Annotated in this window: 14 protein-coding genes; 7 read left to right on the forward strand and 7 right to left on the reverse strand. The window is 61.3% G+C overall.

What is annotated here, in order from left to right; translation table 11 throughout:
- Position 1: 1 nt before the first annotated feature.
- From AMK05_RS22420 to AMK05_RS22450, 7 genes are all read left to right on the forward strand, one after another.
- Entirely contained in the window at positions 2–325 is a 324-nt protein-coding gene (locus tag AMK05_RS22420; RefSeq protein WP_064841517.1) for an NIPSNAP family protein, read from the forward strand.
- 49 nt (positions 326–374) lie between these two features.
- Entirely contained in the window at positions 375–1,385 is a 1,011-nt protein-coding gene (locus AMK05_RS22425) for an ABC transporter substrate-binding protein (protein WP_064841518.1), read from the forward strand.
- A 112-nt stretch (positions 1,386–1,497) separates the two neighbouring features.
- Positions 1,498–2,370, forward strand: a complete 873-nt coding sequence (locus AMK05_RS22430) for an ABC transporter permease (RefSeq protein WP_064841519.1) — start codon at positions 1,498–1,500, stop codon at positions 2,368–2,370.
- Position 2,371: 1 nt separating this feature from the next.
- Positions 2,372–3,172, forward strand: coding sequence for an ABC transporter permease (locus AMK05_RS22435; RefSeq protein ID WP_064841520.1), 801 nt, complete (start codon positions 2,372–2,374; stop codon positions 3,170–3,172).
- On the forward strand, positions 3,169–4,245 hold the full coding sequence (locus AMK05_RS22440) for an ABC transporter ATP-binding protein (RefSeq protein ID WP_064841521.1): 1,077 nt from the start codon (positions 3,169–3,171) through the stop codon (positions 4,243–4,245). Before AMK05_RS22435 ends, AMK05_RS22440 begins: the two co-directional genes overlap by 4 nt.
- Before the next feature lie 10 nt (positions 4,246–4,255).
- On the forward strand, positions 4,256–5,710 hold the full coding sequence (locus AMK05_RS22445; RefSeq protein WP_064841522.1) for an NAD-dependent succinate-semialdehyde dehydrogenase: 1,455 nt from the start codon (positions 4,256–4,258) through the stop codon (positions 5,708–5,710).
- Positions 5,711–5,750: 40 nt separating this feature from the next.
- A complete protein-coding gene (locus tag AMK05_RS22450; protein WP_064841523.1) occupies positions 5,751–6,551 on the forward strand; it encodes a phosphate/phosphite/phosphonate ABC transporter substrate-binding protein in 801 nt (266 codons plus the stop codon).
- Positions 6,552–6,707: 156 nt separating this feature from the next.
- Here the strand turns inward: AMK05_RS22450 and AMK05_RS22455 are convergent, their stop codons facing one another.
- The 7 genes from AMK05_RS22455 to AMK05_RS22485 form a co-directional block, all read right to left on the reverse strand.
- Complete coding sequence (locus AMK05_RS22455; RefSeq protein ID WP_064841524.1) at positions 6,708–7,130, reverse strand: type II toxin-antitoxin system VapC family toxin; 423 nt, start codon at positions 7,128–7,130, stop codon at positions 6,708–6,710.
- On the reverse strand, positions 7,127–7,375 hold the full coding sequence (locus AMK05_RS22460) for a FitA-like ribbon-helix-helix domain-containing protein (protein WP_064841525.1): 249 nt from the start codon (positions 7,373–7,375) through the stop codon (positions 7,127–7,129). Before AMK05_RS22460 ends, AMK05_RS22455 begins: the two co-directional genes overlap by 4 nt.
- A 135-nt stretch (positions 7,376–7,510) precedes the next feature.
- Positions 7,511–8,488: an ABC transporter ATP-binding protein gene (locus AMK05_RS22465; RefSeq protein WP_064841526.1), complete on the reverse strand. Its 978-nt coding sequence runs from the start codon at positions 8,486–8,488 to the stop codon at positions 7,511–7,513.
- 3 nt (positions 8,489–8,491) lie between these two features.
- Positions 8,492–9,319 (reverse strand): carbohydrate ABC transporter permease, encoded by an 828-nt coding sequence (locus AMK05_RS22470; protein ID WP_064841527.1) that lies wholly within the window; start codon positions 9,317–9,319, stop codon positions 8,492–8,494.
- Complete coding sequence (locus AMK05_RS22475; protein ID WP_064841528.1) at positions 9,316–10,194, reverse strand: carbohydrate ABC transporter permease; 879 nt, start codon at positions 10,192–10,194, stop codon at positions 9,316–9,318. Before AMK05_RS22475 ends, AMK05_RS22470 begins: the two co-directional genes overlap by 4 nt.
- 59 nt (positions 10,195–10,253) lie before the next feature.
- A complete protein-coding gene (locus tag AMK05_RS22480) occupies positions 10,254–11,537 on the reverse strand; it encodes an ABC transporter substrate-binding protein (RefSeq protein WP_064841529.1) in 1,284 nt (427 codons plus the stop codon).
- Between the two features lie 37 nt (positions 11,538–11,574).
- Positions 11,575–13,896: an alpha-L-rhamnosidase gene (locus AMK05_RS22485; protein WP_064841530.1), complete on the reverse strand. Its 2,322-nt coding sequence runs from the start codon at positions 13,894–13,896 to the stop codon at positions 11,575–11,577.
- Positions 13,897–13,961 lie beyond the last annotated feature (65 nt).

Consider the following 13,961-nt stretch of genomic DNA (forward strand, 5'->3'; position numbering starts at 1 on the left):
GATGTTTTACGAAATCCGCACCTATCGGCTGAAGAACGGCACGATCCCGCAATATCTCAAGGTCGTCGAAGAAGAGGGCATCGAGATCCAGAAGAGCCATCTCGGCACGCTGGTCGGCTACTTCTTCTCGGAGATCGGCACCATCAACGAGATCGTCCACATCTGGGCCTTTGCGAGCCTAGATGACAGGGAGGCAAGACGCCAGCGGCTGATAGCCGATCCCCGGTGGCAGGCCTTCCTGCCCAAGATTCGCGACCTCATCGAGGTGGCGGAAAACAAGATTATGAAGCCAGCAAGTTTCTCTCCCGGGAGCGAGGCGCACTGACGACATAAGGCATAACCCGCAGGACAAACCAGAACAGGGATAAGGGAACATGAAAACGACATTTGCTTTCGCGGCGGTTGCCGCATTCGTCGCGGTCTCCGCGCCGGCGCACGCCGACAACATGGTCTTCTCGAGCTGGGGCGGAACGACCCAGGATGCCCAGAAGGCGGCATGGGCAAGCCCGTTCACCGAGAAGACCGGCATTACCGTCGTGCAGGACGGCCCGACCGACTACGGCAAGCTGAAGGCCATGGTCGAAGCCGGCGAAGTCACCTGGGACGTCGTCGACGTCGAGGGCGACTATGCCGCCCAGGCCGGCAAGAGCGGCCAGCTCGAAAAGCTCGACTTCTCCGTCATCGACAAATCCAAGCTCGATCCGCGCTTTGTCACCGACTATTCGGTCGGCAGCTTCTATTATTCCTTCGTCATCGGCTGCAATGCCGATGCCGTCAAAGCCTGCCCGAAGACATGGGCCGACCTGTTCGACACGGCGAAGTTCCCCGGCAAGCGCACATTCTACAAGTGGTCGGCTCCCGGCGTGATCGAAGCGGCGCTTCTTGCCGACGGCGTGCCGGCCGACAAGCTTTATCCGCTCGATCTCGACCGCGCCTTCAAGAAGCTCGATACGATCAAGTCGGATATCATCTGGTGGTCGGGCGGCGCCCAGTCGCAGCAACTGCTGGCCTCAGCTGAAGCGCCCTTCGGCAGCGTCTGGAACGGCCGCATGACGGCGCTTGCTGCGACCGGCATCAAGGTTGAAACCTCCTGGGAACAGAACATCACCGCTGCCGATGCGCTCGTCGTGCCGAAGGGCTCGCCGAATGTCGAAGCTGCGATGAAGTTCATTGCACTGGCGACCTCGGCCGAACCGCAGGCCGCCCTGGCAAAGGCCACCGGATATGCGCCGATCAATATCGACTCGGCCAAGCTGATGGACCCGGAAACGGCCAAGACCCTGCCGGACCAGCAGACCGCAAGCCAGGTCAATGCCGATATGAACTACTGGGCTGATAATCGCGATGCCATCGGCGAGAAGTGGTACGCTTGGCAGGCGAAATAAGCTGAAGCTTGAGATCAACGGGCACGGCGAAGGTCGCCGTGCCCCCGCAGCGCCAGTGCCAATCGGTTGCACCTATGCGCCTCGCGGAAATTGACGGGTGGGAAGGACTGTCATGTCGACGTTTAGCGATGCCTCCGGCGTAATTGCGCCCTTGCCGAAGATACGCAGGCCAACAGGTTTCAGCGGGGTCGTTCCGGCTTTCGCCTTCGTCGGTATCTTTTTCGTCGTGCCGGTGGCGATACTGCTGTTGCGCAGCGTGCTGGAACCCGTGCCGGGTTTGGGAAACTATGCGCAACTGATCGGGTCTTCGACCTATCTGAAGATTTTCGCCAACACCTTCATCGTCTCGGGTCTCGTCACGGTGATTTCGCTCGCGATCGGTTTTCCCGTCGCCTGGGCGCTGGCAATCATGCCCGGACGGCTGACTTCGGTGATCTTTGCGATCCTGCTGCTGTCGATGTGGACCAACCTCCTGGCCCGCACCTATGCCTGGATGGTGCTCCTGCAGAGGACGGGGCTCATCAACAAGATGCTGATGGGAATGGGCCTGATCGACCAGCCGCTGGCGCTCGTCAACAATCTGACCGGTGTCACGATCGGCATGACCTATATCATGCTGCCTTTTATCATCCTGCCGCTCTATGGCGTGATTAAGAAGATCGACCCATCGACCCTGCAGGCGGCCGCCCTTTGCGGTGCCAACCGTTGGCAATGCCTGACGCGGGTCCTGCTGCCGCTGGCGATGCCCGGCATGGCGGCCGGCGCCCTGATGGTCTTCGTCATGTCGCTCGGTTATTTCGTCACGCCCTCGCTTCTCGGCGGCACTGCCAACATGATGCTTGCAGAGCTGATCGCGCAGTTCGTGCAGTCGCTGGTCAACTGGGGCATGGGCGGCGCGGCGGCGCTGGTGCTCCTGGTGGTGACGCTCTCGCTTTATGCCGTGCAGCTGCGTTTTTTCGGCAACCAGAACCCGGGAGGGCGTTGATATGTTGCTCAATTTCGACCGTCTTGGCTGGTGGAAATACCTCCTTCTCGGCATAACGCTTTTGACCGCAGCCTTCCTGCTGCTGCCGATCGTCTTCATCGCGGCGCTGTCCTTCGGCTCCTCGCAATGGCTGATCTTTCCGCCGCCGGGCTGGACGTTTCAATGGTACAGCCAGCTCTTTGCCGACCCTCGCTGGCTGGAATCGGCTTTGACGAGCTTCAAGATCGCCGTCATCGTCACGGTTCTGTCGGTACTGCTCGGGCTCGTGACATCCTTCGGACTGGTGCGTGGTTCATTCATGTTCCGCGATGCGCTGAAAGCGCTGTTTCTGACGCCGATGATCCTTCCGGTCGTGGTTCTCGCCGTTGCCCTCTACGCCTTCTTTCTCAGGATTGGCCTTGGGGGAACCTTGACGGGTTTTGTCATTTCGCACCTGGTGCTGGCGCTGCCCTTCTCGATCCTGTCGATATCGAGTGCGCTTGAAGGTTTCGACAAGTCGATCGAGGATGCGGCGGTGCTCTGCGGCGCCTCGCCCCTTGAGGCAAAGATCAGGGTCACCCTTCCGGCAATCAGCCATGGGCTGTTTTCGGCGGCCGTCTTCTCGTTCCTCACATCCTGGGACGAGGTGGTGGTGGCGATCTTCATGTCCAGTCCGACCTTGCAGACGCTGCCCGTGAAAGTATGGGCGACGCTGCGGCAAGACCTGACGCCTATTGTCGCAGCGGCGTCGACCCTTCTCATCCTTTTGACGATCATCTTGATGGCCCTGGTTGCCGTCGTGCGTAAGGTACTGAAACAATGAACGAACCATTCCTTCAGATCCGCGGCATACGCAAGGAATACGGCGCAGTCGTCGCCGTGCACGATGTCACTCTCGACGTTCGGCGCGGGGAGTTCCTGACCTTTCTCGGGCCATCCGGATCCGGCAAGAGCACGACGCTCTACATTCTGGCCGGATTTGACAATCCGACGAAAGGCGACATTACGCTGGAGGGCAAGACCTTGCTCGCCACGCCGTCGCACAAGCGCAATATTGGCATGGTGTTCCAGCGCTATACCCTGTTTCCGCATCTGACGGTGGGCGAAAACATCGCCTTTCCGCTGAAGGTCCGGCGCAAATCGAAGGCCGAGATCGACAGCAAGGTGAAGGAAATGCTGCGCCTCGTCCGGCTCGAAGGCTTCGAGGATCGCAAGCCGGCGCAAATGTCCGGCGGCCAGCAGCAGCGTGTGGCGCTGGCCAGAGCCCTTGCCTATGATCCGCCGGTGCTTCTGATGGACGAACCGCTGTCGGCGCTCGACAAGAAGCTGCGCGAGGAAATCCAGCATGAGATCCGCCGCATCCATCAGCAGACCGAAGTGACGATCCTTTACGTCACGCACGACCAGGAAGAGGCGCTGCGGCTCTCCGACCGCATCGCCGTCTTTTCCAAGGGCGTCATCGACCAGATCGGCACGGGCCCCGAACTCTACGCCAACCCGAAGACCCGCTTCGTTGCCGAATTCATCGGCGACAGCGACTTCATTTCCTGCGACCTGCTTTCGTCATCAGACGGACAGGCCACCATTTCGCTCGGCGGCGGAACCGTCTTCAACAGCATTCCGGTGCATGGGAAAGGCGCCTCAGGCACAAAAGCAGCCCTGATGCTGAGGCCGGAGCGCATTCGGCTGTCACGCGCCCAAGCCGGCGCGGGTCTCGCCGCCACCGTCAGCGACATTACTTTCCTCGGCAACAATATCCACGTGTCCACAGAAACCGCGAAGGGCGAAGCGCTGGCGGTTCGCCTGCCGTTCGGTCATGAGGCGATCACCGGGCTCAGCCGTGGAGACACGGTGCATCTGGATTTCGATCCGGGTGCGGCTCACGTGTTCTGTTGAAGGTCGTCCTATGAAGCTCAGTGATCCCTCGCTGTTCCGTCAGGCATGTCCGGTCGCCGGCCGCTGGATCGAGGCGGGAGGCCGCCTCGCGACGATGGTGCGCAATCCGGCGACGGGCGAGCCGCTCGGTGCGGTCCCCGATCTCGGTTCCGCCGAAACGGAGGAGGCCATCGCCGCCGCCGTCACTGCCCAGAAGCTTTGGGCGAAGAAGACTGCCGGCGAGCGCGCCGCCGTTCTCAAGGCATGGCACCGCCTGATGATCGAGAACCGCGACGATCTGGCGATGATCTTGACGCTGGAACAGGGAAAACCGCTCGCTGAAGCCATGGGGGAGATCACCTATGGCGCGAGCTTCATCGAATGGTTTGCCGAAGAGGCAAGGCGCATCAACGGCGAGACCATACCGGGACACCAACCGGACAAGCGCATCCTCGTCCTGCGCCAGCCGGCAGGAGTGGTGGCCGCGATCACGCCCTGGAACTTTCCAAACGCGATGATCACCCGCAAGGTCGGCCCCGCACTTGCCGCCGGCTGTGCCGTCGTTCTGAAGCCGGCGCCGCAGACGCCGTTCTCGGCAATCGCCATCGCCGTTCTCGCCGAGCGCGCCGGCCTGCCGCCCGGGCTGCTCAACATCGTCACCGGTGACGCTGCCGCAATCGGCGGGACGCTGACGGCAAGCCGTGATATCCGGGTCCTGACTTTCACCGGTTCCACCCGGACGGGCGAGCTGCTTTACCGGCAATGCGCGCCGACGATCAAAAAGCTCGGGCTCGAGCTTGGCGGGAATGCACCCTTCATCGTCTTCGACGATGCCGATCTCGACGCGGCCGTCGAAGGCGCGATCATCGCCAAATTCCGCAACAATGGCCAGACCTGCGTCTGTGCCAACCGGCTTTATGTCCAGGACGGCGTCTACGAGGCCTTTGCCGCCAAGCTCGCAACCGCCGTTGCGGCCCTGAAGGTCGGCAACGGCCTCGACAGGGATGTCGTGCTTGGCCCGCTCATCGACGACAACGCCGTCGCCAAGGTCGAAGCCCATATCGACGATGCCGTCGCAAGGGGTGCGGCGATCGTTTCAGGCGGCAAGCGCCACGCACTCGGCGGGCTTTTCTTCGAACCGACCATTCTGCGCGATGTCGCGGCCGGCATGCAGGTCGCCCGTGAGGAAACCTTCGGGCCTCTTGCGCCGCTCTTTCGTTTCCGCGACGAAGAGGACGTCATCGCACAGGCAAACGACACCGAATTCGGGCTTGCCTCGTATTTTTACGCGCGCGATCTGTCGCGGGTTTTCCGCGTGGCCGAAGCGCTCGAATATGGAATGGTCGGGGTCAATACCGGCCTGGTCTCCACCGCCGAGGCGCCGTTCGGCGGCGTCAAGATGTCGGGTCTCGGCCGCGAAGGCTCCAGGCACGGGTTGGACGAGTATACAGAACTCAAATATGTATGCCTGGGCGGCATTGCCTGACTTGGTCGATGCTTGCGCTTCGCCGCAACGAAAGACCGGAATGCCTCTCGCCAGCATCGCCATGTATGTCACATCGAAGCCGCTCGCGGATGCGACGGCCGAGCTCTGGTCGTTCCTCCGGCGCTACCTTTCGCAGGCCGGTCTGACGGACTTGCCCGAGACGCTCGATCGGACGGTAGCCTACGACGAAGCCTGGCTGAGGCCGGATCTGCTCCTCTCGCAGACCTGCGGTTATCCCTTTGCCAGGCGCCTTCGCGGCAAAGTTCGTCTGGTAGCGACGCCGGTCTATGATTATCCCGGCTGCGATGGTCCGCTGATGCGCAGCTTCATCATTGTCCGCACGGAGTCTCCTCTTCGCTCGCTGGAGGATTTGCGCGGCACCACGGCCGCGATCAACAGCCCTGACAGCAATTCCGGCAGCAATCTCTTTCGTGCTGCCGTTGCTCCGCTTGCCCGCGAGGGCCGCTTCTTCGGACGGATCATCGAAACTGGTAGCCACGGCGGCAGCATTGCTGCTGTTGCCGAGGGCAGGGCAGATAGCGCGGCGATCGATTGCGTCACCTATGAGAACGTTCGCCGCTTCGATCCCGGCCACCTTGAAGGGGTCCGCATCATCGCCGAAACGCTGAAAGGCCCCGGCCTGCCATTCATTACTTCAGGCGATGCCTCGGACGAGAGAGTCCTTCTCCTGCGCCGTGCGCTTGCCGCCGCTGTAAAGGATCCATCGCTGGTGGCGACACGGGCCACGCTGGGCCTCGTTGATTTCGCGGTGCTTTCCGAAGCCGATTACGAGTCGCTTCTCTCTTTGACGGGCGAGGCATTGCCGCAATTGAGGGCTTGAAGAGGCAACGGACTCCAGGGCGCCGAGGCTGCTTCCGCTGCAGCAAGACGATGGGCGATGCGATCGGCATTGGCCATGATCGTCATTGTGACATATTTCGAAGACAGATCGGGCTGATGGGAGATTGCCGTGTGGAGTTGCTGGTGGCTCCGCGCTCTATCCGTCGTTCCATGGGTTGATGATCTGAAGACTGATTTCCGTGAAATCGGAGACATTGCGTGTTGCGAGCGAAGCGCCCCGCGAGATGGCGATGGCGGCGATCTGGGCATCGAATTGACTGATTGGCCGGCCCGCCTTGCGGCGGTCGGTAGCGATCGTCGCATAGACGTTTGAAGCGTCGCGATCAAATGGCAGGACGCGTCCGCCGAAATCATCGCTGAAGATCGGCAAAATCGCCGCCTCCAGATCGCGTCGGCGACGTCCCTCGGGAAGGAGGCGCAGTCCATAGAGGATTTCCGCCTCCGTGACCGCAGTCGTGAAGACGGAAGAAGGATGCTGCCTTGCGAGCCAATCTATGACGGCCGCATTCGGGGCGGCGGTCAGCAGCTCCGAAATGACATTGGTATCGAGAACGATCACGCGGCGAAATCCGGCGGCTCACGAATTGGCTCTCGAGGCGGGATGTCGAGTTCGATGCCGCCGACTGAGAGCAGGCGCGTGCGGATGGCATCTGCGAGATTGCGAGCGACTGGTTCGTTGGTTGCAAGCGCCGTGCGCAAAATATCCCGCGCTTCATCCTCCATGGAGCGGCCATGTGTCGCCGCGCGCATGCGCAAGCGCTGCTTCAACCCATCGTCCAGGTTGCGGATGGTCATGCTTGCCATGCCGGCCTCCGTTCATCAATGATTGCATATTAATCATTGATTGCAGATTTTCAAGATACGAGTAGCGGGGTTGGTACGGTGCTAAACGCCACGAACGCGCCGATGCGGGTCGATCCGCTGGCGTTCTTTGCCCTTTCAGAACCTGTGTTCCGCGCCTTCAACCGGACTTGCCCAGACCGTCATCCCAGGCGCAAACAGTGTCTCGCCCTCGGTGCGCACGACCATCTCGCCGAGATCCGCGATATCGAGATAGAGGATCGCATCGGCGCCGAGCCGTTCCACGTGCCGGATCGTGCCGTGCCACTGTCCGGCGTCTTCGGAAAGCCTGATATGTTCAGGACGGATGCCATAGGTCGTGCAGTTCATCAGCCGTGCGATTTCGCCGCCGTAGAGGTTCATCTTCGGACTGCCGATGAAGCCGGCGACGAAGGGTGTGGCGGGATTGCGGTAGAGCTCCATCGGGCTGCCGATCTGCTCGACCGCTCCGCCGTTCAAGACGACGATCTTGTCGGCCATCGTCATCGCCTCGACCTGATCGTGCGTCACATAGATCATCGTCGATTTCAGCCGGGCGTGGAGATCGGCGATCTCCAGGCGCATCTGGGCTCTGAGCGACGCGTCGAGATTGGAAAGCGGCTCGTCGAACAGGAAGACCTTGGGATCGCGGACGATCGCGCGGCCGATGGCGACGCGCTGCCTCTGGCCGCCGGAGAGCGCTTTCGGTTTTCTCTGCAACAGATGGGTGAGCTGGAGCGTTTCGGCGGCCGCGTTGACTCTGGCCGTTATTTCCGCCTTCGGACGGCGGGCGAGCGACAGTCCGAAGCCGATATTTTCGGCAACCGTCATATGCGGGTATAGCGCATAGCTCTGGAACACCATGGCGATGCCGCGCTCGGAGGGTTCGGCATGGGTGACGTCCTTGCCGCCGATCGTCAGCGTTCCCGATGTCGTCTCCTCCAGCCCGGCGATGATGCGCAGCAGCGTCGATTTCCCACAGCCCGACGGGCCGACGAAAACGACGAACTCGCCGGAGGCAACTTCCAGATCGATGCCCTTGATGACCTCAAGGGCGCCGAAGCTCTTGCGGACCTGTTTCAGCGTCAGTTCAGCCATTTGTTACCCTTTGACCGCGCCTGATGTCATGCCCGCGACGATCTGCCGGTTGAAGAAGATGAAGACAATCAGCGGCGGGATCGTGACGAGCAGGATATTCATGAAGAGCAGATTGTACTGGCTCGTATACATGCTCTGGAAATTATAGAGCGTCAGCTGCACCGTGACGTTCTCCTTACCGGGAAGATAATAAAGCGGGTTGGTGAAATCGTTGAAGATCGCGATCGACTGCACGACGATATTGGTCACCGTCACCGGTTTCAAAAGCGGCAGGATGACCCTGAAGAAGATCTGCCGGGGTTTGGCGCCGTCGATCAGCGCCGCTTCGTCGAGATCGCGCGGGATGGTCGAGATGAACGACCGGTAGAGCAAGATCGAAAAGGAGAGATTATAGGCGACCTGGATCAGGATCATTCCGGTCATGGTCTTGAAGAGGCCGATTTCCTGCAGGAGCCCGATGGTCGGCACGACCGCCGGCGGCATCATCAGACCCATGAAAAGCGCAACCGAAGCCACTTTATTCCAGACGGTTCTGCGGCGCTGCATCACATAGCCCACCATCGCCGACAGCAGGAGCAGGATGGTGACGGAGACGACGGTGATCAGGGTGGAGTTGAAATAGGCGAGCACGAGTTGGTAGTCGCGGGCCTGGAAGACGGCGACCAGATTGTCCCAGAACAGCCATTGCCCGGGCAATTCGAAATCGAGGCGGGAGGCTTCGGATTTCGATTTGACCGCCTGAAGAGCGACGAAAACAAAGGGCATCACGAAGATCACGGCCGCGACGGCAAGGGCGATCGCGCCGGTCACGTAAGGGCGAACGCTTCTCATTCCTCGACCTCGCGCCGGTTGAACCACAAACTGATGGGCAGGATGATCACGGCGATCAGGGCAAAAAGGATGACGTTTCCGGCGGTCGACAGCCCATAAAAACCGGCCTGGTACTGCTTGTAGATGACCGAGGCGATTACATCCGAGGAGAAGCCGGGGCCGCCGCGGGTCATCGCCCATATCAGATCAAACGACCGAAGCCCACCGATGAGCGACAATGTCACCACGACAACGGTGGCGGGACGCACGAGCGGCAGGGTGATCCGGAAAAATTGCTGAAGCCGTGTCGCGCCGTCGATTCTCGCCGCTTCGTAATAATCGGGGCTGATCGCAGCCAGGCCGGCGATGAAGATCAGGGTGGCGAGGCCGACCCCTTTCCAGACATCGACCAGGGCGACTGAGAAAAGCGCCAGCGCCGGATTGGTGAGCCATCCCGGCCCCGGAATGCCGAGCGCTTCGAGCGTGACATTGATGATGCCCCTGGTCGGATGCATCATCACCGTGAAGGTGATGCCGATGCCGATCGTCGACACCAGCACGGGAAAGAAGACCAGCGTGCGCAGGAAGCCGCGGGCGAAGACATTGCTGGTCAGCAGCACCGCCAGCAGCAGACCGCAGACCGTCTTCAGGCCCGACGTCGTCACGGCGTAGATCAGCGTGTTGACGAGCCCCTTGACCAGGAAGGGCTCGGAAAAGAACTGCTGAAAATTTTCGAACCCGATGAATTCGGCCGTCGAAAGATCCCAGCGTGTCAGGCTGAACCAGAGAGACGATACCGTGGGGACGAGAAACAGCACGCCGTAGATGATTGCGGCGGGAATGAAAAACCACAGTGGATAAGGCGATTTGCGCGAGCGGGGGCGTGTCTCGGTCATATCAATCTCTTCGATCGGTGCAACCTCGCCCCTTCGCGAGCGAGGTTGCCGAAAGACCGCTACCAGTTGGGCAGGCCGAGCTGCTTGGCCTGCTTGCGCACGTCGTCGTCATAAAGTTTCGCTGCCTCGGCGGGCTGGCGGATGCCGGAGCCGACCTCGACGGTGATCTGCTCGAGCGCCGGTCCCTTGACCGGCGACACGAATTCCAAGGCGGGAGTCGTCTTTCCCTCGGCCTCGAAATAAGGAAGCATGTCCTTGATTGCAGGCGGGACATCGGCCGGCAGATCGCAGCCGTCGACCAGGGAGGGGCCCTGAACGGCGTTGGTTTCCACCATGATCTTGCAGCCTTCGACGCTTCCGGCGAAATCGACGAATTTCCGCGCTTCCTCGGCATGCTGGCTGGCCAAGGGAATATACAGGCCCGGCGGCATCCAGACCGTCAGGCCGTTCGTTGCCGCATCGTCGCTCGGCTGGGCGAAAAAGCCGACATCGCCAAGGTTTTCGGGGTAATTCTGTTTGAGCGCACTGACGGCGAAGCTCAGCATCGGATAATGCGCGGCCTCGCCGGTCGACACCATTCTCAAGCCGTCGTCGTAGCTTGCCGCGCCGAAGTCTTCGTTCATCAGGCCGGCGTCGTGAACGTCCTTCAGCCGTTCGAAGCCCTTCATCGCCGCCGGCGTTTCGGCATATTTCGCCTTATTGGCGGTATAATCGGCAGCGAAGTTCGGCACGGCGGCATGCAGGTTGTAATAATCGGCCAGAACGAACAGCTGCGAGGTCCAGGTGTCGCGATAGGTCTGCGCGACCGCGACCTTGCCTGACGCCTTGACCTTGGCGTTGTTCGCCATGAAATCCGCCCATGTCTTCGGAACGGGGAGGCCGAGATCCTGGTAGATCTTCCTGTTGTAGAGGATGCCGCCGGCCATTGCCGTGCCGAAGGGAACGCCGTAGAGCTTGCCGTCGGCGCTGACGACCGCCTTGAAGCTCTTATCCACCTTCGCTTGCGACGGCAGCCCGGTGAGATCGACCAGTGTCTGCGCGGGCTTCAGCGCCTGCAAGAGCGAACCTGAGTTATAGAGAAACACATCGGACATTTCCCCGGTCGCCAGGCGCGTTTTGATGATGTTGTCGCCTTCGCCGCCGCCCGGCCGCTGCTCGATTTCGATCGTCACATCAGGCGCCTTGGTCTGATAGGCGGCAACCAGGGCCTCGGCTGCAGCGACCGTGTCCGGGTTGTTGTCGATCAGGAAAGACAGCGTGGTTTCCGCCTGCGACGGGCCGGCCACGGCCAAGGCCAAAAGCGCGGATGCGCCCGCGAGAATGCGCTTTATCCGATGTGTCATGACGTTCCTCCTCTGAACGGTGTGACGTGTATGCTCCTCAATTATCGGGTAGTGAAAAAACCAGCCGGTGCGTTCCCGAGGGCAAAGCGACCTCCTCGACGACAGGTTCTCCGTTGATGGACGCGTTCTGGTGCCGTTTTCCGGGCCGGAAGCGGCCGATGCAGCCTTGCGGAAGCGTCAGCACATAGGTGACCTCGCTGCCGTTGCAATGCCAGCCGGCTTCGATGCGTCCCTGGCTGACGTCATGATGGGCCGCAACCGGTGAAAGGGACGGAATTGGCGCCGGATCGACGATCACTTCGGCAAAGCCGGGTGCGCTCGGGCTCGGCGAAATTCCGGCGACGCATTCGAACAGCCACTGGCAGACGGCGCCATAGGCGTAGTGATTGTAGCTGTTCATGTCGGGTTCGTAGATCGTGCCGTCAGGCGCGATAGAGTCCCAGCGCTCCCAGATCGTCGTTGCCCCCTTCGAGACCTGGTAGAGCCAGCCCGGCACATCCTCCTGCAGGAAGACCTTTTCGGCGAGATCGTCCATCCCCAGCTTCGTCAGCGCCGGCAAAAGGGCAGGGGTGCCGATGAAGCCGGTGCCGATCCTGTAGTCGGCGTCGATGACCACCTGCCGGAAATGCCGCCTGGCAGCCTCATGATGCTCCGTCGGCATCAGGTCGTGCAGGAAGGCCAGCGCATAGGATGTCTGGTCGTTGTGCGCGAGCCGCCCCGCCGGGGTGATGAACTCGTCGGCGAAAGCCCGCCGGATCTCGCCGGCGCGCCGCTTCATCTCAGCTTCGAGTTTTTGCTCACCGAGCACGGCGGCGATCCTTGCCAGAAGGTTGGTGGAGATGAAGTGATAGAGTGTGGCCGCGCAGTCGTCGGCGATCGTCGGGCGCGGCTTGCGGTTGTCGCCGACCGGCTGCAGCCAGTCGCCGAAGGTAAAGCCGCGTGCGCCCCAATGCGACGGCGGACGCACGATCGGACCATCCGAAATCGACCAGACGAAATCGACCCAGCGCACCATTGAGGCGAGGCATTCCGCCAGAACCGCCCGGTCGCCGTAATGGGTATAAAGCACCCAGGGGATCACAACGATCGCATCGCCCCAGCCGGTCGAGCCGGCATAACCCGGGAAATTGGCGGGGTGCAGGCGCGTCGGGTCCGGCGAAAAATGCGAGACGGCGCCGTCCTCGCGCTGATCGGCCATCACATCGCGCAGATATTTCCTGAGGAAGGACTGGCTGTCGCTCAGCCAGCAGGCGGTTGCGGCAAAGACCTGGGCATCGCCTGTCCAACCCAGGCGTTCGTCGCGCTGCGGGCAATCTGTGGGTACTTCGACGAAATTGGCGCGCTGCGACCAGATGGTATTCTGGACGAGGCGGTTGACGAGCGGGTTGCCCGAGGTGAAACCGCCGGCCGGTTCCGGCACCGACGAGATCGGGATGGAGGCGATCGCAAGAATCTTTGCGTCGCCCTTGATCGTCACCCTGGCATAACGAAAGCCGTGAAAGGTGAAATGTGGCGCGTAGGTTTCCTCGTCGTCTCCGCGCAGCGTGTAGAGCGTGTGCGCCGCGGCGGTGCGATAATTGCGATTGTCGAAATGGCGGTCGGGGCCGAGCACCTCCGAATGCTCTACCCGCACTTCGGCGCCGGCCACGCCACGAACCGTATATCTGACATAGCCGCCGGCATTCTGGCCGAAATCGTAGACTGTCCTGCCGTCATCGTCGATCCAGCTTTCGACGGGAGCAAGCGGCTGCAATTCCCGCACCGCCGCGGTTTCATGCGCGACGAGCAGCCCCCTGTCGAACGGCAATCTCTCGGTGCCATGCGTCTCGACGCGGTTTTCCGCGCGGGCATCGTAGACCTCGCCGAAATAGATCCCAGACCTTAGGATCGGCAGCAGACCGCTGCGCCATGTCGTGTCGGTGGAAAGCAGGGGGCCGCCTGGCCCGATCAGATCGGCGATGACGCCGATCCTGTTGCCCCAGCAGTTGGGGATCGGCTTGGCGCCCCACATCAGGGGCGACCGGTACCATCCGTCGGCAAGCCAGATCTCGATGCGGTTGATGCCCGGCTTGAGCAGGTTCGAGACATCGTATCGCTGGTAGGCGATGCGATCGTCGTAATTCGTCCAGCCTGGCGTCAGCAGCTCGTCGCCGACGCGGGCGCCGTTGATGAAACAGCGGTAAAGGCCGAGGGCGGAGATGAACAGTTCGACCGGACGCCCGGCGCCCTCATGTTCGAAGGTCTGGGAGACGAAGCTTGCCGGCGTTCCCTGACCGCCATCCGACAGCGGCGCGATCATCTCTCCCGACCAAGCGCGCGAAACGAGATTGCCGCTGATGGCTGCCGGCTGAAGGTTCATCACATCCTCCCGATGAAATGTAGAACGTTCTCCATATAACGTTCTACATTTTCTTCGGAAGCGCA

Source organism: Rhizobium sp. N324, from assembly GCF_001664485.1.
Taxonomy (GTDB): Bacteria; Pseudomonadota; Alphaproteobacteria; order Rhizobiales; family Rhizobiaceae; genus Rhizobium.

Coding starts and splice junctions, on each gene's coding strand:
- AMK05_RS22420 (WP_064841517.1), top strand. CDS start 2: ATGTTTTACGAAATCCGCACCTATCGGCTGAAGAACGGCACGATCCCG.
- AMK05_RS22425 (WP_064841518.1), top strand. CDS start 375: ATGAAAACGACATTTGCTTTCGCGGCGGTTGCCGCATTCGTCGCGGTC.
- AMK05_RS22430 (WP_064841519.1), top strand. CDS start 1,498: ATGTCGACGTTTAGCGATGCCTCCGGCGTAATTGCGCCCTTGCCGAAG.
- AMK05_RS22435 (WP_064841520.1), top strand. CDS start 2,372: ATGTTGCTCAATTTCGACCGTCTTGGCTGGTGGAAATACCTCCTTCTC.
- AMK05_RS22440 (WP_064841521.1), top strand. CDS start 3,169: ATGAACGAACCATTCCTTCAGATCCGCGGCATACGCAAGGAATACGGC.
- AMK05_RS22445 (WP_064841522.1), top strand. CDS start 4,256: ATGAAGCTCAGTGATCCCTCGCTGTTCCGTCAGGCATGTCCGGTCGCC.
- AMK05_RS22450 (WP_064841523.1), top strand. CDS start 5,751: ATGCCTCTCGCCAGCATCGCCATGTATGTCACATCGAAGCCGCTCGCG.
- AMK05_RS22460 (WP_064841525.1), bottom strand. CDS start 7,375: ATGGCAAGCATGACCATCCGCAACCTGGACGATGGGTTGAAGCAGCGC.
- AMK05_RS22465 (WP_064841526.1), bottom strand. CDS start 8,488: ATGGCTGAACTGACGCTGAAACAGGTCCGCAAGAGCTTCGGCGCCCTT.
- AMK05_RS22470 (WP_064841527.1), bottom strand. CDS start 9,319: ATGAGAAGCGTTCGCCCTTACGTGACCGGCGCGATCGCCCTTGCCGTC.
- AMK05_RS22475 (WP_064841528.1), bottom strand. CDS start 10,194: ATGACCGAGACACGCCCCCGCTCGCGCAAATCGCCTTATCCACTGTGG.
- AMK05_RS22480 (WP_064841529.1), bottom strand. CDS start 11,537: ATGACACATCGGATAAAGCGCATTCTCGCGGGCGCATCCGCGCTTTTG.
- AMK05_RS22485 (WP_064841530.1), bottom strand. CDS start 13,896: ATGAACCTTCAGCCGGCAGCCATCAGCGGCAATCTCGTTTCGCGCGCT.